The organism is Micromonospora sp. NBC_00858 (genome assembly GCF_045207365.1).
Taxonomy (GTDB): Bacteria; Actinomycetota; Actinomycetes; order Mycobacteriales; family Micromonosporaceae; genus Micromonospora.
In genome coordinates this window covers 7,443,199-7,460,920 of the sequence record NZ_CP108828.1, presented here as the reverse complement: position 1 = coordinate 7,460,920, position 17,722 = coordinate 7,443,199, and the positions used below count along the sequence as shown (strand labels likewise).

General features: G+C 74.9%; 15 protein-coding genes. 2 read left to right on the top strand and 13 right to left on the bottom strand.

The window, feature by feature from the left end; all coding sequences use genetic code 11:
• Window positions 1-13: 13 nt before the first annotated feature.
• Genes OG990_RS34820 through OG990_RS34805 form a run of 4 tightly spaced genes read right to left on the bottom strand, consistent with a single transcriptional unit; the run spans window position 14 to window position 5,820 of the window.
• Complete coding sequence (locus tag OG990_RS34820; RefSeq protein WP_406078409.1) at window positions 14-3,592, bottom strand: SCO7613 C-terminal domain-containing membrane protein; 3,579 nt, start codon at window positions 3,590-3,592, stop codon at window positions 14-16.
• A 48-nt stretch (window positions 3,593-3,640) separates the two neighbouring features.
• Window positions 3,641-3,961 (bottom strand): divalent-cation tolerance protein CutA, encoded by a 321-nt coding sequence (gene cutA / locus OG990_RS34815; RefSeq protein WP_328419954.1) that lies wholly within the window; start codon window positions 3,959-3,961, stop codon window positions 3,641-3,643.
• Window positions 3,962-3,970: 9 nt separating this feature from the next.
• On the bottom strand, window positions 3,971-4,987 hold the full coding sequence (locus tag OG990_RS34810) for a 1-acyl-sn-glycerol-3-phosphate acyltransferase (protein ID WP_406078408.1): 1,017 nt from the start codon (window positions 4,985-4,987) through the stop codon (window positions 3,971-3,973).
• A complete protein-coding gene (locus OG990_RS34805; RefSeq protein WP_386987287.1) occupies window positions 4,987-5,820 on the bottom strand; it encodes a patatin-like phospholipase family protein in 834 nt (277 codons plus the stop codon). Before OG990_RS34805 ends, OG990_RS34810 begins: the two co-directional genes overlap by 1 nt.
• Before the next feature lie 154 nt (window positions 5,821-5,974).
• On the opposite strand from OG990_RS34805, the gene OG990_RS34800 reads away from it, so the two are divergent.
• Complete coding sequence (locus OG990_RS34800) at window positions 5,975-7,453, top strand: protein kinase domain-containing protein (protein WP_406078406.1); 1,479 nt, start codon at window positions 5,975-5,977, stop codon at window positions 7,451-7,453.
• A gap of 31 nt (window positions 7,454-7,484) precedes the next feature.
• Here OG990_RS34800 and OG990_RS34795 read toward each other — a convergent pair whose 3' ends face one another.
• The 9 genes from OG990_RS34795 to OG990_RS34755 form a co-directional block, all read right to left on the bottom strand.
• A complete protein-coding gene (locus OG990_RS34795) occupies window positions 7,485-8,540 on the bottom strand; it encodes a glycosyltransferase family 4 protein (RefSeq protein WP_406081973.1) in 1,056 nt (351 codons plus the stop codon).
• A gap of 154 nt (window positions 8,541-8,694) precedes the next feature.
• On the bottom strand, window positions 8,695-9,366 hold the full coding sequence (locus tag OG990_RS34790) for a BON domain-containing protein (RefSeq protein WP_406078405.1): 672 nt from the start codon (window positions 9,364-9,366) through the stop codon (window positions 8,695-8,697).
• 180 nt (window positions 9,367-9,546) lie between these two features.
• A complete protein-coding gene (locus OG990_RS34785; RefSeq protein ID WP_406078404.1) occupies window positions 9,547-11,157 on the bottom strand; it encodes a trypsin-like peptidase domain-containing protein in 1,611 nt (536 codons plus the stop codon).
• Window positions 11,158-11,219: 62 nt separating this feature from the next.
• Window positions 11,220-12,776 (bottom strand): ATP-binding protein, encoded by a 1,557-nt coding sequence (locus OG990_RS34780; protein WP_406078403.1) that lies wholly within the window; start codon window positions 12,774-12,776, stop codon window positions 11,220-11,222.
• The gene (locus OG990_RS34775; protein ID WP_030336721.1) at window positions 12,773-13,474 is read right to left on the bottom strand and encodes a response regulator transcription factor; all 702 of its coding nucleotides are present in this window, start codon (window positions 13,472-13,474) and stop codon (window positions 12,773-12,775) included. The genes OG990_RS34780 and OG990_RS34775 overlap by 4 nt, the downstream gene beginning before the upstream one ends.
• Window positions 13,475-13,572: 98 nt before the next feature.
• Window positions 13,573-14,196, bottom strand: a complete 624-nt coding sequence (locus tag OG990_RS34770; RefSeq protein WP_406078402.1) for a PadR family transcriptional regulator — start codon at window positions 14,194-14,196, stop codon at window positions 13,573-13,575.
• Window positions 14,193-15,017, bottom strand: a complete 825-nt coding sequence (locus OG990_RS34765; RefSeq protein ID WP_328419970.1) for a DUF4097 family beta strand repeat-containing protein — start codon at window positions 15,015-15,017, stop codon at window positions 14,193-14,195. The genes OG990_RS34770 and OG990_RS34765 overlap by 4 nt, the downstream gene beginning before the upstream one ends.
• A gap of 134 nt (window positions 15,018-15,151) precedes the next feature.
• Complete coding sequence (locus tag OG990_RS34760; RefSeq protein WP_406078401.1) at window positions 15,152-16,105, bottom strand: lysophospholipid acyltransferase family protein; 954 nt, start codon at window positions 16,103-16,105, stop codon at window positions 15,152-15,154.
• Window positions 16,102-16,884: a GNAT family N-acetyltransferase gene (locus OG990_RS34755; protein ID WP_406078400.1), complete on the bottom strand. Its 783-nt coding sequence runs from the start codon at window positions 16,882-16,884 to the stop codon at window positions 16,102-16,104. Before OG990_RS34755 ends, OG990_RS34760 begins: the two co-directional genes overlap by 4 nt.
• 180 nt (window positions 16,885-17,064) lie before the next feature.
• Here OG990_RS34755 and OG990_RS34750 point away from each other — a divergent pair, with 180 nt between their 5' ends.
• A complete protein-coding gene (locus tag OG990_RS34750) occupies window positions 17,065-17,712 on the top strand; it encodes a hypothetical protein (RefSeq protein ID WP_406078399.1) in 648 nt (215 codons plus the stop codon).
• Window positions 17,713-17,722 lie beyond the last annotated feature (10 nt).

Genomic DNA, 17,722 nt, shown 5'->3' with positions numbered 1-17,722 from the left:
CCGGGGATTCGGCTCAGCCCAGCCGGGCCACCACGGCCCGTATCCGGGCCAGGTCGCGGCGCCGCCGCTCGTAGCTGGCGGCGAGTCCGATCAGCGCCAGACCGCCGGCACCCAGGTAGATCCACCGCGGCAGCAGGTCCCAGCCGCGGGCCAGTTCGTGCAGCGCCAGCACCGCCAGCACCCCACCGCCGAGCAGCACCGGGGCCTGCCAGCGGCGGGTGGCGCCGGCCAGCACCACGCCCAGCGCCGCCACGCCGAGCAGCAGCCGCCGCCACGGCTGCGGGTCCGCACCCGCCAGCACCGACACCAGGCTCGGCAGCAGCGCCGCGACCAGCCCCGGGCCGAGCGCCGGCCAGCTGGTCAACCCGGGTCGGGTGCGCAGCGCCAGCAGGCCCGCGCCGAGTGCGAGGGTCGCAGCCGGCAGGGTGTACGCCTCCAGCACGGTCACCCCGCCCGCGGCCAACAGCACCCACGCCCCGAGCAGTTCGCTGCCACCGGCGATGCCGGCGAATGCCCACCGCCGGCCGGCCGGCTCGCCCCGGCGCAGCAGCCGCAGCGCCACTGCGACCCCCCAGAGCACGCAGACGGTCGCGAGGTGCCGCGCCACCTCGACCGCGAGCAGTGCCGCCACCAGCGCCACCGCCTGCGCGGCACCGTCCAGCACCCGCCCGACCCGGGCCCGCCCCGCCACACTCCAGTCGGCCGAAGCACCCGCCCCGGACGTGTCGGTGGGCGCTCCCACCGCAGCGACCGTCGGACTGATCGCGGCGGCGATCGCCAGGACCAGCGCGGCCACCCCCAGCAGCGGGTACGCCGCCGCCCGCAGCGGCAGCCCGCCGGCGAGCGGCACGGTCACCGCCAGCGCGGAGGCCGCGCCCACCGCCGCGAGACAACCCGTGACGCGCACCTCGACGATCCGCGCCCCGACGGCGACGGCCACCGCCGCCACCAGCAGCATGCCCTCGGCGGCGAGCGTGCCCGCCCGGGTGGCCAACAGCCCCACCACACCGGCGGCGGCCAGCACCGCCCCCACCGGCACCGCCATCGGCGCGAGCGCCGGGCGAGGCACCGCCAGGGCGGCGAGCAGCAGCGCGGCCAACCCGGCGAGCAGGACGGCTACCGGCAGCACCGGCCAGGGCGCGCGGACCGCGACGAGGAGCACCGGCAGCGCACCCGCGGCGAACGGCAGCGCGGGCAGCAGCGTTGGTCGGAATCCCCGGCCGATCAGCGCGGCGGCCACCGTCAACGCGACCAGCGTCAGCCCGGCGGGGAGCGCCGCCGGATCGGCGACGACCGTGGGCACCCCGGACCAGATCGGCCCCCGGCTGCCGTACGGAGCGGCGAGCGCACTCAGCAGTGCCGGCAGTGCGGCCAGCACCGCGACCGCCGCCAGCCCGGCGCCCGCGACCACCAGTGGACCCGACCGGCTGATCGCCGGCGGCCCCCCGACCGCCGACGACCCCCCGACCACCGGCGGCCCCCCGACCACCGGCACCCGCGACTCATCAGGTTGATCGCCGGCTGTCGGCAGGTCCCGCCGGGCGACGAACACGACGCCCAGCGCCGCCAGCGCGGCGTACAGCCCGAGGCGCTCATCCCCCGCCACGACCAGCGGCGCGAGCCCGGCCGCAGTCACCGCGACCGCGGCACCGGTCACCGCGTACCCGGTCAGCTCGACCCGGTGGCGACGCGCCGCGAGCACCGCGACCAGCGGCAGCCCGGCGGCGGCCAGCGCGGCCCGGGCCTGCCACCAGGGCGGTGCACCCGCGGCGAACAGCGCCAGCGCGGCGACCGCCGGCAGCGCGAGCTGCGCGACCAGCAGCCCCGGACCGGCCACCCACCGGTACTGCCCGGCGGCCCGGCGCACGGCCAGTGCCAACCCGAGCACGGTGATCGTCCCGAGCGCCACCAGGGCAGCGGCCGGGGCAGCCAGGGCCACCAGCAGCCCGTGCCCCAGCAGGACGGCGCCGCCAAGCGCCCCGGTGAGCAGCGTGGCCGGTCGGGCCGCCGGACGGGCCAGCACGGCGAGCAGCAGCATGACCCCGCCGACCAGGTCCACGGCCACCACGACCGGCCAGGCCGCCGCCCAGCCGACGGGCACGGCGAGCAGCACGGCCGCCGCGCCGGCCGTGACGAGCGGCACCCGCGCGCCCCGGGGCAGCAGGAGGGCCATCGCGGCGAGCGCCACCGCCAGAGCGGGTGCCACCTGCCAGCCCCAATCCAGGTCCGGACCCGTCTCGGCACCAGTCCACGGCGGCAGCGATCGGGCACCGGCGGCGACCGCCAGCCCGCCGGTGATCAGCACCGCGGTCTGCACCGTGCCCGCCGAGACCAGCAGCGCCCCGACGCGCGGGCCGGTCCGCCAGCCGGCGGGCAGCAGCCGTACGGCGCCGGCCAGCCCGAGGGCCACCGTGGCCGCCGCGAGCAGCAGCAGTGACGGCCGCAGCTCGGCCACCGGGCGCAGCAGCGCGGCGGCGAGCACCGGCACCAGCAGCCCGGCCGCCACCACCCGCAGCGCCCGTCCGCCGACCAACCGTGCCGCACCGAGCCCGGTCAGCGCGACCAGCAACAGCGGAACCCCGGCCAACAGCGGTGCACCCGCCGCCCGGCCGAGCAGCAGCGGCACCAGGGCGCAGCCGGCGGCACCGACCAGCGCGGCGACGTGCCCGATCCCGGCGAGCACACGGCCGGCGAGCTGGGCCGGCCGCCCCCGATCGCGCAGCGCGGCCAGCACGGCCAGGTCGAGCAGCGCCACCCCGAGCAGGACCAGCGCCCAACCGCCCGCCCCCGGCCTAGCCTCGACGGCGAGCAGCGGCAGCACCGGCTGGGCGGCCAGCAACGCGGCGAACCAGGGCCCGGTCAACCGGCTCAACCGGGCGTACGCCACGGCGACCGCCGCGCTGGCCCCCCCGACCAGCGCGGCGTACCTGCTGCCGGGCCAGCCGGCCACACCGGCCAGGTTCACCGACCAGGCCGCGTAGCCGTCCAGCACCACCAGCAGCAGCCCCACCGCGGCGAACGTCTCCGCCGTGCCGCGCAGACCCCGACGAACCGCCAGCAGCGGGGCGGCCAGGACGAGCGCGGTGACCGCCGCCAGGATCAGGGCCCGTCCACCGACCCCCACCGCCGCCCAGGCCACCGCCGTGAAGACCACGGCCGCGGTACTCAGAAGAAGTCCACCGAGGACGAAGAGCAGGCCCTGGACCGTCCGCGTCGAGGTCTCCGCCGCGCCGGGTGCCGGGGATCCCGTACCGACCGGCGCCGGAACCCCCGGCCCGGCGGGCGTTCCCGGCCCCTGGAACGGCGTCGGGCCGGTGGACGGCGTCGGGCGCACGGCGACGGAAGCGGCCAGCCCGGCGCGGACGCGCGCGGCCAACTCGGCCCGCCGCTGCGTACTGGCCGCCAGCCGCCCGGCCAGCTCGACGTACGTCCGGCGGGCCCGCTCCACCTCCGGCGCGAGCTGGGCGACCTCCCGGCCCAGCCGGACCACCTCGGCGGCGACGGGGTCGGGCGGACGACGGCAGCCGGCGCACCCGGTACTCAGGTCGGCCGGGGCGCCGCAGGCGGGGCAGGGATAGCCGGTGTCATCCACCCGGTCATCATCGAGACCGGCCGGGGTGCCCGCCCAGAGTGCGCGTACTCAGGGGCGCGTGTGCTCGTGTACCCAGGTGGCGTAGCCGGGATCGCCGCTCTCCACCCTGGACACCAGAATCTCCGGCACCTCGTACGGGTGGCTGGCCCGGACCTGGTCCACCAGCGCGGTGAGCCGGTCCGGCGCGGTCTTGAACTGCACCGACCACTCGGTGCTGGTCTCCACCCCGGACCGCCACCAGTAGGTGCTGTCCACCTGACCGCCGACCTGGGCGCAGGCGGCGAGCCGTCCGGCGACGGCCGCGGCCGCCAGCACGTCGGCGACCGAACGCGCATCCACCACCGTCGTCACCACGCAGATCTGGTCCACGTCCGCACCCTACGCGGCGACCTCCCGATTGGCCGTGATCCAGGTGTCGATCCGCGCCCACCAGTCATAAAGCCAGTCGATGCGTTCCTGCCGACCGGTCGGCACGTCCTCCGGCGGCACCGACCAGAACCGCATCACGATCCGCTTGTCCATCGGCAGTTCGCGCCACACGTCGGCGACGGTGACCATCCGGTCCAGCCCGGTGTGGGCGACGAAGATGACCCCGGCGTCCGGGGCGGCGTCCAGCGCGGCGAGCACCCCACCGGGCTGCGGGGCGAGCACGTGCCGCATCCGTTCCGCGCGCAGGGCCATTCGCTCCAGGCCGAGGGAGCGCAGCCGGGCGATGGCGCGCAGCCGGCGCTTGGGGGTGAAGTTGCCGCCCTCCGGGAAGATCACGAAGGCGTCGTTGTCGTCCAGGCCGGTGGCCAGGTGCCCGACCTGGCGTACCGTCTCCTCGCCGCGCTCCGGCGTCGGCGCGATGAACCGGTTGGGCAGCCGGTTGAGCAGCACGTCGATCGCCGGGTCCCACTGGAGGCTGTCCTTGAGCACGATCCGCGGCTCCCGGTTGAACCAGTTGACCAGCCCGTGGATCAGGATGAACGAGTCGCCAGGCCCGGCGTGCCGGCAGAGCACCAGCTCAGGCCGGCCGGGCAGGGCGGTGTCGGGGTCGGTGCCCACCACGTCGATGCGCAACCGCAGCGTCCAGTGGGCCTGCCAGAACAGCACCCGCAGGAACCAGCCCGCCAGCACGTAGTGCGCGCGCTGGAAGGCCGGCGACCGGGTCCGCCAGCCAAAGCCGGAGACGACCCAGAGCACGAAGAGCGCGAGCAGCGCGGCGGCGTCCCAGACCAGGTACACGCAGCCGATCCAGAGCAGTCGCAGCGGGCGCAACCGGCCCCGGACCAGGGGGGAGGCGGCCGCGGCGACCAGCGCCCAGACCGGCAGCGTGGTCACCACGGCGACCGCGAGCAGCACCACGGCAGGGGCGAACAGCAGCCGGCGCAGCCACCTGGGGGGCAACGGCATCACCGCACCACGTGGGTGGCCAGGTAGTGCCGGGAGGCGGTGTACGCCCGGCTGATCCGCCGCCCCACCGCCGCCATGTCCCGGTACGCCCACGGGGTGTCGTCGCGCGGGTTCAGCCCCCCGGTCGGCAGGACGTGCACCTCCACCCCCTCGGGCAGCGCGGCCATCTCGCGGAAGAACCGGTGCCGGCGGGAGATCTCGAACGCGACCTGCGCGATCTCCCACGGACGCCGGGGCGGTGTCAGCTCCCGTTCGATCCGGCCCACCTGGAGGACGAAGATCTGGCGGGCCCCGACGGCCACCGCCTCGCCGATCGGGATGGAGTTGACGATGCCACCGTCCACATAGTGCGCTCCGTCGATCTCGGTGGGCGGAAGCAGGCCGGGCACCGAGGCCGACGCCAGCACCGCCGGCACCACCGGACCGCTGTCGAACCAGTGCTCGGCGGCCCGCTCGATGTGCGCGGCACAGCAACGGAACGGCACCCGCAGGTCGGCGAAGGTGGTGTCCACCCCCAACTCGGATTCGAGTAGGCGGCGCAGCGGTCGGGGCGAGTGCAGGTGGGTCCGGGCGGCGAAGCGGCGCACCTGCCGAGCGACCGAGTCGCCGTACACCTCGCTGGCCTCCGGCGAGGCCCAGAGCCGGACCAGCCGGTCGGTCACCGCCTCCGACGGGTCGGCGGCGACCAACGCGCCGTTGACCGCGCCGATCGAGGTGCCGAGCACCAGGTCGGGTTGGATGCCGGCCCGGAACAGGGCACGCAACATGCCCACCTCGACCGCGCCGAGCACTCCCCCGCCGCCGAGTACGAACGCCACCGGTCCCCCCGCCATACCACTCATCCTGGCACGGGCCCGCCGCCGACCGGTCGGCCGCCGTCGCGGGAGGGGGCGGCGCACGACAGGGCCACTCATCGACGACGGCGTTGACAGGCCGGACACATTCGCGCAACCTGATACCGCTCCCACCCCGAGGCAGGTGCGATCCGTGAAGGCAGCACTGCATCCGGGCCGGTTGCTGGCCCGCAGGTACCGGCTCATCGACCAGGTCGGCGCCGGCGGCATGTCGGTCATCTGGCGCGCCCGGGACGAGGTGCTGGACCGGGTCGTCGCGCTCAAGGTGCTCGCCCCGTCGCTGGCCGCCGACGCCCGGTTCCGGGGCATGGTGCGCGAGGAGGCCCGGGCCGCCGCCCAGTTGGTCCACCCGCACGTGACCTCGGTGCACGACTACGGCGAGACGGTCGACCCGGACGGTTCCATCACCTCGTTCGTCGTGATGGAGCTGCTCAGCGGCGAGGAGTTGAAGCTGCGGCTCACCGAGGGGCCGCTGCCGTGGGCCGAGGCGGTCCAGGTCGGCGCGCAGATCGCGGACGCGCTGGCCGCCGCGCACCGGCTCGGCATCGTGCACCGCGACATCACCCCGGCCAACGTGATGATGACCGACGTGGGCGTCAAGGTGCTCGACTTCGGCATCGCCACCCGGATCGGGGCACCGGACGAGGACGAGGACGGCGGCACCTTCGGGACTCCGGCATACGTGGCACCGGAACGGCTCGACGGCGCGCCCGCCCAGCCGGCCACCGACGTGTACTCGCTCGGCGTGCTGCTGCACGAGGCGCTCACCGGCCGGGTCCCGTACCCGGCGGACACCTGGGAGCAGCTCAGCGCAGCGCTGGCGGGCGGCCCGCCGCCGACGCTGGCCGAGGTGCCGGAGCTGCCGCCGATCGTGGCCCGGATCTGCCTGCGCAGCCTGGCCCGGGATCCGGCCGACCGGCCGACCGCCCGGCAGGTCTCCACCGCGCTGCGCGACCAGCTGCTGCCGGCCGACCCGCCGACGGCCACCATCCGGGTGCCCACGCTGACCCCGCCCCCGGCCCCCTCGGTGCCGGACACCGTGGCGACCGAAACCGGCGGGGCGGCGGCGGAACCGGCCGCACCGGAGGCGGGACCGGCCGGCGGTGGGCCGGGCCGGTCGCGTCGCCGGCCGGCCCTGCTGCTGGTTCCGGCCATCCTGGCGGTCGGTGTGGCGCTGGCCGTCGCGGCCCTGCTGCCCGACGATCGGCAGCCAGCGCCACGGACGCAGCCTTCGGCTGGTCCGTCGGCGTCCGCGTCGAACGATCCGTCGATCAGCGAGCCGTCCGGCCCGGCCGCGTCACCGTCGGCGCGGTCGAGCACCGGCTCGCCCACCTCGGAGCCGGGCACGCTGGTGGAGGCCGCCAACCGGCTCAACGGGCTGATCGGCGCCGGGTTGGACGCCGGGGAGATCCGCCCCGACGTCGGTCTCGACCTGCGCAACGAGCTGCGCAACCTGACCGCGGCCGTCGGCTCCGGCCGGGACGAGCTGGCTCCGCCGGTGGCCCGGCTGCGCGAGAAGGTCGCCGTCCGGCTGGGCGAGGGCGGCATCAGCCCGGCGTACGCGGAGCGGCTGGACGCCGCCATCGCCGAGCTGGGCGCGGCCCGGGTCTGACCGCGGCCACAACGGCACCGGGGCAGGCTGATCAGCGGACCGCGACCCCGGCCGACTCGCGGACGTCGTGCCGGCCGGCGACGACCCGTCGGTAGACCTCCTCGTAGCCGGACGCCAGGCGCTCGGTCGAGAAGTTCTCCGCGACGTGCGCCACGCAGTCCTCCGGGTCCAGTTGCTTCGCCGCCCGCAGGGCCTCGGGCAGGTCCTCCGGCCGCTCGCACACCAGCCCGGTCACCCCGGGAAGGACCAGCTCCGGCACCGCGCCCCGGTCGAGTGCGACCACCGGTGTGCCGGTCGCCATCGCCTCCAACATCACCATGCCGAACGGCTCGTCCCACTGGATCGGCATGATCAGGCATCGGGCGTCGACCAGCATCCGCAGGGTCTCCGCGCGGCCGGCGTTGAACACGACCCTGACGTCGTCGCCGATCAGCGGCTCGACCACCTGCTCGTAGTAGCGGCGCTCGGCCGGCTCATTGCACTTGCCCGCCAGCAGCAGCGGCACCCCGGCCTCTCGGCACGCCCGGATGGCGAAGTCCGGGCCCTTGTCCGGGCTGAACCGGGCCAACCACAGCACCGGCCCGGGACCGGGTGCGGTCTTGCGTGGAAAGCCCCGGATGTCCAACGCGTTGTGCACCGTACCGACCCAGGGCAGGAGCGGGTTGAGCCGGCGCTGGGCGTGCGAGATGGCCACCAGTCCGACCCCCTGGTCGACTTCGCCGAGCACGTCGCCGTACTCCCCCACCGGGTTGCCGTGCACGGTCGCCACCGTCGGCACGGCCCGGCGGCCGGCCACCAGCGGGCCGATCGTGGTGTGGTCGTGGATCACGTCGAAGTCCGCCGCTGTGATCATCTGGTTCACCCGGGCCAGGTGGGCCAGCTCCGGCAGTGACTCGCCGAGCCGCTCGTACTGGACCTCGGGAACGGTGGAGACGAAGCCGCCGGCGGCGGTGCCGTGCTCGACGCCGGCACCGAACAGGGTTACCGCGTGGCCGTGCCCGGTCAGCGCGTCCACCAGGCCTGCGACCACCTGTTCCAGGCCGCCGTAGCCGGGCGGCGGTACGGACAGCCACGGCGGGACCACCATCGCGATGCGCAACGACCGCTCCGGAGGGCGGTCGGCGGGCGGGTGGTTCACAACCACGAGTCCTCCCCGTTGATCCCCGGTCGAGCGTCGCCGCCGGCATGGTCTGCGGCGGTTTCCCCACGGCGTCTCCGGTAAACCGGACAAAGACGGACGCTCAACCGCCGACCAGGAGCTGGTCGTGGACCACCCGCACCCCCGGCGCGGACCAGGCCACCCGCTCGACCTGGTCGCGTTCCCACCACGAGTGGACCACCCCGGCCAGGACCAGCGTGTCGCCGTCCACCTCGACGGTCACCCGGTCGGCGCCGAGCGTACGCAGCAGCGCGCGCTGTACGTCGCGCCGCAGCCGCTCGGCGACCGGCGGCGCCGACGGTCGCACCTCGACCAGGTTGGTGATCCCCCGTACGCCGTCCAGCCGGCGCAGCTCCCCCTCGGCAGCGCGGCGCTGCCAGCCGAACTCGACCTCGCCGCGGAGCATCAGCCAGCCGTTGGCGACAGTCACGTCCAGGCGCTCGGCCGGCACGAAGCTGTCCCACTCCAGCGCCCGACTGGCGGCGATGGCGATCTCGGCGTCGGTACGCCCCGGTGTGCCCGGCAGCCGCACCTCGATCTCGTCGGCTACCGCCCGCACCCCACGGACCCGCTGCGCGCAGCGGGTCGCCGCCCAACTGCGGGCGGCGCCGTCGACGAATCCGGTCAGGGTGACCACCCCCTGGTCGACGGTCACGCCGATCTCGTTCGGTTGCAGCTGCGCGTCCCAGGCCAGCTCGGCCAGGACGTCGCGCTGGATCCGCTGGTCGTCGCGGACATCCGTCGCCGTGCTCATGGCATCCACCCCCCATACGGTCGCGGGCTCGCCTTCCGAACGTGCCGGGCGCACGGGTGACGGCGGTTCACCCGATCCGGGTGAACCGCCGTCAGGGCGGAAAAGAGCGGCGGGTGACGGAGCCAACCCCCTTGGCCCCGCCACCCGCCGCCGGAGGGAGGAGGCAGGTTCAGATATCGGTTAGGACGTTTCGGCGAGCGTCACGGTTGCCGACTTCTCGGCGCCGTTCCGCTTGAACTGCACCTCGACCCGGTCGCCGACCTTGCCGGCCTGCACCGCGCCGACCAGGTCGTCGGAGTCGTTGACCGCCTTGTCGCCGAACCGGGTGATCACGTCACCCCGCTGGAAGCCGGCCTTCTCGGCGGGGCTGCCCGCGGTGATCGACGCGACCAGGGCTCCGCCGCCCTCGGCCTGGTTGACGCCGACCCCGAGCGACGGGTGGCTGACCTTCTCGCCGCGCTGGAGCTTGCCCGCGACGTCCTTGGCCTTGTTGCTCGGGATGGCGAACCCGACGCCGATGTTGCCGGTGCTCTGCCCGGAGGTGGCGATGGCGGTGTTGACGCCGATCACCTCGCCCCGGGTGTTGACCAGGGCGCCACCGGAGTTACCCGGGTTGATCGGGGCGTCGGTCTGGAGCAGGCCGGAGATCGAGCTGACCGCCTGGCCCTGCTGGCTCGGGTCCTGCTGCTGACCCTCGCCAGCCCGGATGGTGCGGTCCCGGGCGCTGAGGATGCCGGCGGTCACCGAGCCCTGCAGGCCGAGCGGGCTGCCCAGGGCGAGCACCTGGTCGCCGACCTGCATGCCGTCGCTGTCACCGAAGGTGGCCGGCTTGAGATCGGAGACCCCGTTGGCCTTCACCACGGCCAGGTCGGTCTTCGGGTCGGTACCGATGATCTTCGCTTCGGCGGTCTTGCCGTCGGCGAAGACCACCTGCACGGTGTCCCCGCTGGCGGAGGCGACCACGTGGTTGTTGCTGAGCACGTAGCCGTCGGCGCTGAGCACCACGCCGGAGCCCTCGCCACTGTCGGTGGCGATGGAGACGACGCTGTCCTGCACGGCGGCGGCGATCTTCGGCAGGTCAGCGCTGTTGAGCACCGGGGCCGCGGAGTAGGTGCGGGTGACACCGCCACCGTCGTCGTCGAGAGCGAGCGCGAGCGACCCGCCCGCCACGCCGGAGCCGAGCATCAGGGCGAACACCGCGACACCGGCGCCGGCGAACTTGGCGATCCGGCCCGGCCGGGGCCCGGTGCCGGGCGGCGTGGCCTGCGGACCCCACGGCGGCACCGGCTGCCCCGGGTGCTGCTGCTGGTGCTGGTGCTGCTGGTACGCCGCGCCCGGCTGGCCCCCGCCGGCCCAGCCGGACTGGTGCTGGCCCGGGTACCAGGGAGAGCCGGGGTACCGGCCGGCGGTCGGCTGCGGGTAGCCGTGCTGGCCGGGCGCCGGGTGCCCGGAGACCGGGTACGGCGGCGCGGAGGGGGTGGCGGCCGAGGGCTCGTACCCGGTCGGCTGCCCAACGGCCGGTGGCGCGCTGGCCGGCTGGCCGGGCTCGTACCCGGTCGGCTGCCCAACGGCCGGCGGCGCGCTGGCCGGCTGGCCGGCGGAGGCGGCGGCTGGCACGGCCGGGGTGACGGCTGTGGTCGCCGCGTCCTCGGTGGTCGACACGACCGGAACAGGGGTGGTCGGGGAGTCGGACTGCGCGCGCTCGTCGCGCGGCAGCTCGGCGGTGGGGTGCGACGGCTCGGCGTCGGTGGCGGCCGGCCGGCGCTGCGGGTCGGACTCGAACTCGGTCATGCCACTACCTTCTCCCCGGCCACTGCGATCAAGCTGGATCCGTCCTGGAAGTTGGCTGAAAGTCACTCGCCCGTCTCGTCGACCTGGGGCGCCTGAGGCAGCCGGACCCGGAACGTGGCCCCGCCGCCGGGGGTCTCGGCCACCTCCACCGAGCCGTGGTGGGCGGCGACCAGCGCCGCCACGATGGCCAGGCCGAGGCCGGTGCCGGTGTTGCCGTCGGCCCGCCTGGTGCGCGCCGCGTCGGCCCGGTAGAACCGCTCGAACACCCGTTCCGTCTGCTCGGGGGAGAGGCCCGGACCGGTGTCGGCGACCTCCACCACCGCGAGGTTCCCCGGCTCGGCGCGCAGCCGCAGCTTGATCTCGGCGTCCGGCGGGGTGTGGGTCAGCGCGTTGGTGACCAGGTTGCCGATCACCTGACGCAGCCGCGCGTCGTCGGCGAAGACGACGAGGGGGCCCGAGCCGGGCTCGATCTCCAGCTCGATCCGCCGGTCCGGCGCAATCGCCCGAGCGGCGTGCACCGCGTCGGAGGCGAGCACCGGCAGCTCCACCGGGGCGAGCGAGAGTGGCCGTTCCCGGTCCAGTCGGGCGAGCAACAGCAGGTCCTCCACCAGCAGCCCCATCCGGGCCGCCTCGTCCTCGATCCGGCGCAGCAGGCCGGCGGTCTGCTCCGGTGCCCGGGCTGCGCCCTGCCGGTACAGCTCGGCGAAGCCGCGGATGGTGGTCAGTGGGGTACGCAGTTCGTGCGAGGCGTCCGCGACGAACTGCCGCATCCGCCCCTCCGAGCGCCGGGCCCGCGCCTCGGACGCCTGGGCGGCAGCGGCCGCGTCCCGCGCGGTGCTCTCGGCCGAGCGGGCGGCGGTCTCCGAGGCGGCCCGGGCGGTGAACGCCGCCTCGATCTGGGCGAGCATCGCGTTCAGCGCACGGGAGAGCCGGCCCAGTTCGGACGTGGGGTACTCCTGCCCCTCCTCCGGGTCGGGCACCCGGCGGGTCAGGTCACCGCCGGCGATGGCCGCGGCGGTCCGTTCGATTTCCACCAGCGGTTTGAGGCTGGTCCGCACGATGGCCGCGCCGATCGAGGCCAGCATGATCAGCACCGCACCGCCGACCAGGAGGTCGATCCAGACGAGCTGCTTCACCGCCCGGTCCACCTCGGTCAGCGGCTGGCCCACCGCCAGCACCGAGCCGTCGCGCTGGGCGGCGTAGTACACCCGCCACCGGGTCTGGCCGTCGTGGGACACGACGGTCCGCGGCTCCCCCTCCAGGTCCGCGAAGCCCGCACGGCTGGCGGGAAAGGTGGGCAACTGCTCGGGGTCGAGACTGATGTCGTCGTAGATCGCCCGGTACACCCGCTGGTCGTCGGCCAGGGTCACGACGTAGTCGCTGGGCAGCATGGCGTTGATCTCACCGCTGCGCAGCTTTGGGAGCAGCTGACCGAGACCCTGGGCGGTCGACCTGATCTGCCCGTCCACCTGGCCCACCAGGTAGTTGCGGAGGAAGTAGGCGGTCAGCGAGCTGATCACCAGCAGTGCGACAGCGACGAGCGCCAGCACCGAGGTGACCAGCTTGAACCGCAGTGGTACGCCCCGCAGCCGTCCCTTCGCCTGCTGGACCGCGTTCACGCCGCTGGCTTGCGCAGCACGTACCCGACGCCGCGGAGGGTGTGGATCAACCGGGGCTGGGTGGTGTCGACCTTGCGCCGCAGGTAGGAGATGTAGGACTCGACGATGTTGTCGTCGCCGCGGAAGTCGTAGTTCCAGACGTGGTCCAGGATCTGCGCCTTGGACAGCACCCGGTTGGCGTTGAGCATCAGGTAGCGCAGCAGCTTGAACTCGGTCGGCGAGAGCTGCACCCGCTGCCCGGCCCGGTGCACCTCGTGGGTCTCCTCGTCCAACTCCAGGTCGGCGAAGGTGAGCCGGGACGGGGCCTGCTCCCCCGTGGTGGTGCGGCGCAGCACGGCCCGGATCCGGGCGGTCAACTCCTCCAGGCTGAACGGCTTGGTGACGTAGTCGTCGCCACCCAGGGTCAGCCCACGGATCTTGTCGTCGGTGGCGTCCCGGGCGGTCAGGAAGACCACCGGGGTACGCGTACCGCCCTCGCGGAGCATCCGGATGACCTCGAAGCCGTCCAGGTCCGGCAGCATCACGTCGAGCACCACCAGGTCGGGCCGGTGATCCTTGGCGGCATTCAGGGCCGCGCTGCCGCTGGTCGCGGTGGCCACGTCGAACCCCGCGAAGCGCAGGCTTGCGGAGAGCAGTTCGAGGATGTTCGGGTCGTCCTCGACGACGAGCAGTCGCGCCTCGGTTTGGGTAGCGGGCATGTGCCCATCATCGGTGACCTCACTGCGTCGGCGCTGGACACTTCCTGCAAAAACCCTGTGAGTCGTTGCCGCCACCTCTGCCCGGCGGGCGACGACGGTCAGCGCAGCAGCCGGCGCAGCCCGTCCAGCGCGCCGTCGAGCAGTCGGATCGCGGTCCGCACCTGGGTGTCGCTGAACTGCCGGGCCCGCGCCAGCCGGCCCACCTCGGCGGTGAACGCGGCCAGCCGCTGGTCGAACTCGTCGAGCAGGGCCGCGCTCGGCCCATTGGCCGACGCCGGACCGGGCGGCGGCGGAGGGGGAGGCGCCGCAGGCTCCCACCGGGTACGCCGGGTCTGCCGGGCTGCCGCGTTGAGCTCCCGCTTGAGGTCACGCACCGAGCCGCTCACCTCGCTGCGGATCTCGCCCGCCAGGGTGGAGAGGTCCGCCACCGAGGCGGCGATGTCCGCCTCCAGGGTGGCCAGCTCGCCGTCGCGCTGGCGCAGCTCGTCGCGGCCCGCGTCGGTGATGCCGTACGTCTTGCGGCCGCCCGCGGCGGTGTGGCTGACCAGCCCTTCGGCCTCCAGCCGCTGGAGCCGGGGGTAGATGGTGCCGGCGCTGGGGGCGTACAGCCCGAGGAACCGGTCCTCCAGGAGGCGGATCAGCTCGTAGCCGTGCTTCGGGCCGTCGTCGAGGAGCTTGAGCAGGTAGAGCCGGAGCCGGCCGTGGCTGAACACGGCGGTCACGGCAGCTCCTTCTCGTCGTCGCGCACCGGCCGGGCGAGCAGCGCGATGCTGCCCGAGGTGGCGGAAGCCCAGAGCTTACCCTCGCCTGCGCCGAGCACCCCCTCGCTGTTGGCCAGCGGGAATGTCGAGGTCCGCACCTGGGGAAACCCGCTGGTGATCCGGCCTGAGGCGGTGTGCAGCCGGACATCGAGGTCGCTGTCCTCCCGGACCCGCACCGTGATGCTGCCGGAGATGGTGGTGAGCCGGATCTCGCTGCCCCGGGGGTTGTCCAGGTCGCAGGTGATAGCTCCGGAAACGGTCTGGGCGTGCACCCGGTCGGCGGCACTGTCGGCGAGGATCACCTCCCCGGAGACCGTCTCCAGGGTGAGGTCACCACCCACCCCGAGCGCCTCCACCGGCCCGGAGGTGATCTTCGCGGAGGTGCTGCCGCGCAGCCCCATCAGGGTGATCTGGCCGGCGGTCACGTCGACCGTGGTCTCCCGTCGCAACCCGGAGGCGACCAGCGAGCCCGCAACCAGGCGGAGGTCGGCGAGGACGTCGGCGGGCACTGCGACGGAGACGTCCACCTTCGGGTAGCGGGTCAGCGACCGGAGCCACCGCAGGGCGTCCGCCCAGCCCCGACCGCGCTCCTGGCGGAGGGTGAGCCGGCCGTCGGAGTGGGTGATCAGGACGGGCCGCCGGCCGACCCGGGTGATGTCGATCCGGGTCGGGCCGTCGGTGGCGACCACGTTGAGCCGCCCGCTCACCAGGCGGACGTCCAGCCGGGTGACCGGGCCGTCCACGGTGAGCCGCTGCGGGCTGTCGACCGTCCATCCGGTCATCGCGTTCTCCCCTCGACGACGCGCCGACGCGCGTCCGACAACGAGACAGTAACGCGATACATCGCGACAGCACAAGACTGCCGCCAGTTGTCAGGCCGCCGGGCGGAGCGGCGTCCACCCCGTGGCGTGGATGATCAGGCCGCCAGGTCCAGCTCCCGGCCGGCGTCCGGCGTCAGCGCGGGCGCGGATGCGGGCGGCGCGACGACCGTCAAGGTGGGCACCGGGTGCAGCCGGCCCCGCGTCGCGCCACCCGCCACGGGCCGCAGGTGTACGGCCGACTCGGCGGCCCGGGCCAGCAACCGCCGGTCGGCGTCGCGGGCCGGGTGCAGCGCGGCGGCGATCGTCACCGAGACCACCAGTTCCCGCGCCGCGACCACCCGCGCCATCGAGCGCAGCAGGGTGTCCGCACCGAGGAAGGCGGCTGCCGTGGTGGCCGTCCCGGTGACCTCGCACCGGTAGGCGAGCCGCAGCGGCACCACCGGGCTGCCCGCGTCGATGGCCGCCTGGAACATCGCGGGCCGGAACCCGCCGCCGGGACGGCAGTCGGACGCGCCGTCCCCGGCGCACCAGGTCGTACCCTCCGGAAAGACCGCAACCGGCCGGCCGGCGCGCAGCGCGTCGGCCACCCGGCGCACGGTGGCTGGCAGCGCCCGCGGCCGGGACCGGTCCACGAAGACCGTGCCCGCCGCCGCGGCCAGCAGGCCGAGCACAGGCCAGGAGCGGACCTCACGCTTCGCCACCATCCGGGTCGGCGCGACCGCCAGCACCGCGAGGATGTCCAGCCACGAGACATGGTTGGCGACCAGCAGTGCGCGCCGCCGGGGCAGCCGGCCCCGGATCACCAGCCGGACGCCGAACGCCCGCGCGGTGCCCCGGGCCCAACCGCGCACCGCCGCCTGCCGCTCCGGTGCCGGCAGCACGGGCAGCAGCACCGCCAGGCCCGCCCCGGCCAGCAGCATGCCGGCTGCGGCGACCAACCGAAGGACCCGGCGGGGCACCGGCACCGTGGGCACCTCGCCGGCCGCCGGCAGGCACTCCTCGTCGCAGCCGGAGGAGGGCCGCCACAGGTCATCCGACACGGAGGTCACCGCTCCACCCCGCCCAGGAAGTGCCGCAGGTAGCGCGGGTTCATCCGGTCGAGCGAGAAGAGCACGTAGAAGTCCGCGACCCCGAAGTCGGGGTCGTACGAGGGCTCACCGCTGATCCACGCGCCGAGCCGGAGGTAACCGCGCAACAACGGCGGCACCAGGGCCCGGCCGGCCGGGCTGGGGACGGTGGTCGCCGGATCAACGAGGGCGGTCGGCTCGGCGAACCAGGGCCGCAGCGGGCGGACCCGCAGCGGCGGCGGCGCCAGGTGCCGGGCCTGGGCCTGTGCCCACACCTCGGCGACCGCGCGACCGCCGTCGGCCACCGGCACCGAGGCGCAGCCGCCGAGCCAGCGCGAGCCTCGCAGGTGCAGGTAACGGGTGATACCGGCCCACATCAGGTTGATCACCGCGCCGGAGCGGTGATCCGGGTGCACGCAGGACCGGCCCGCCTCGACCAGGACGTCACGGAGCGCGTCGAGCGCGGCGAGGTCGAACTCGTCCTCGGCGTACCGCCGGTTGGTGCGGCCGGGCGGCAGCAGCCGGTAGGTACCGACCACCTCGCCGGTGCTCTCCTGGCGGACGATGAGGTGGTCGCAGTGGGCGTCGAAGGGGTCCACGTCCAACCCGACCTCGCCCGGGCGGAGGGTGGCGCCGAGCTCGGTGGCGAACACCTGGTGACGCAGGCGTTGCGCGGCCGCGACCTGGGTGGGGTCGTCGGCGATCAGCAGGGTGTATCCGCTGGTCGTAAGGGGTGCGCCAGCGGCATGCAGAACGGCCATGGGATCTGTGTAAGTGCCCCGGGTTGCCATCCCCGGTGACCACCGGTGTCGATCGGGTGAACGCCGGCCCAACCACCGGATGACCCACCGGCACGGCCGCCGGAGGTGCCCGACGGTGCCCGTGCGAGGCTGCCGGACGGACCCGGCGACGGTGCCGGCACAGCCCTCCGGAGGTCGACGATGCGCATCGAGTCCCGCTACAACGGGCCCTCCGGCTCCGGCAACGGCGGCTGGAGCGCCGGAGTCTTCGCCGCCGCCGCGGGCGGCCCCGGACCGGTCGAGGTGACGCTGCGCCGGCCGCCGCCGTTGGAGACCGCGCTGCGGATGGTCGACGGCGAGGTTCGTGACCCGGCCGGCGAGCTGGTGGCCGAGGTCCGCCCGACCGGAGAGGTGGACGCCGTCGTACCGGCGGTCGACCGGGACATCGCGGTGGACGCCGCGACCCGCTACCCCGGCCTGGTCGAGCACCCGTTCCCCGACTGCTACGTCTGCGGCCCGCACCGGACGGACGGGCTGCGGATCTTCCCCGGCCGGCTGCCGGACGGGCGGACCGCCGCGCCGTTCCGGGCACCCGAGCAGGTCAGCGGCGCCACGGCCTGGGCGGCGTTGGACTGCCCAGGCGGCTGGACGGTGCTCGCACCCGGCCGGCCGTACGTGTTGGGCCGGATCGCCGCCGTGGTCACCGCGCTGCCAGCGCCGGGCGACGAGTGCGTGGTGACCGGTGCGCTGATTCGCGTCGACGGCCGCAAGGCGCTCGTGCACACCAGCCTGTACGGCCCGGACGGCGCCCTGCTGGGCGCGGCCCGGGCCACCTGGATCGCCCGCTGACCCACGGCGT

Excerpts from the sequence above, each read along its gene's own strand:
- OG990_RS34810 (WP_406078408.1), bottom strand. The coding sequence starts at position 4,987 with ATGCCGTTGCCCCCCAGGTGGCTGCGCCGGCTGCTGTTCGCCCCTGCC.
- OG990_RS34805 (WP_386987287.1), bottom strand. The coding sequence starts at position 5,820 with ATGGCGGGGGGACCGGTGGCGTTCGTACTCGGCGGCGGGGGAGTGCTC.
- OG990_RS34795 (WP_406081973.1), bottom strand. The coding sequence starts at position 8,540 with ATGGTGGTCCCGCCGTGGCTGTCCGTACCGCCGCCCGGCTACGGCGGC.
- OG990_RS34790 (WP_406078405.1), bottom strand. The coding sequence starts at position 9,366 with ATGAGCACGGCGACGGATGTCCGCGACGACCAGCGGATCCAGCGCGAC.
- OG990_RS34785 (WP_406078404.1), bottom strand. The coding sequence starts at position 11,157 with ATGACCGAGTTCGAGTCCGACCCGCAGCGCCGGCCGGCCGCCACCGAC.
- OG990_RS34775 (WP_030336721.1), bottom strand. The coding sequence starts at position 13,474 with ATGCCCGCTACCCAAACCGAGGCGCGACTGCTCGTCGTCGAGGACGAC.
- OG990_RS34765 (WP_328419970.1), bottom strand. The coding sequence starts at position 15,017 with ATGACCGGATGGACGGTCGACAGCCCGCAGCGGCTCACCGTGGACGGC.
- OG990_RS34755 (WP_406078400.1), bottom strand. The coding sequence starts at position 16,884 with ATGGCCGTTCTGCATGCCGCTGGCGCACCCCTTACGACCAGCGGATAC.
- OG990_RS34750 (WP_406078399.1), top strand. The coding sequence starts at position 17,065 with ATGCGCATCGAGTCCCGCTACAACGGGCCCTCCGGCTCCGGCAACGGC.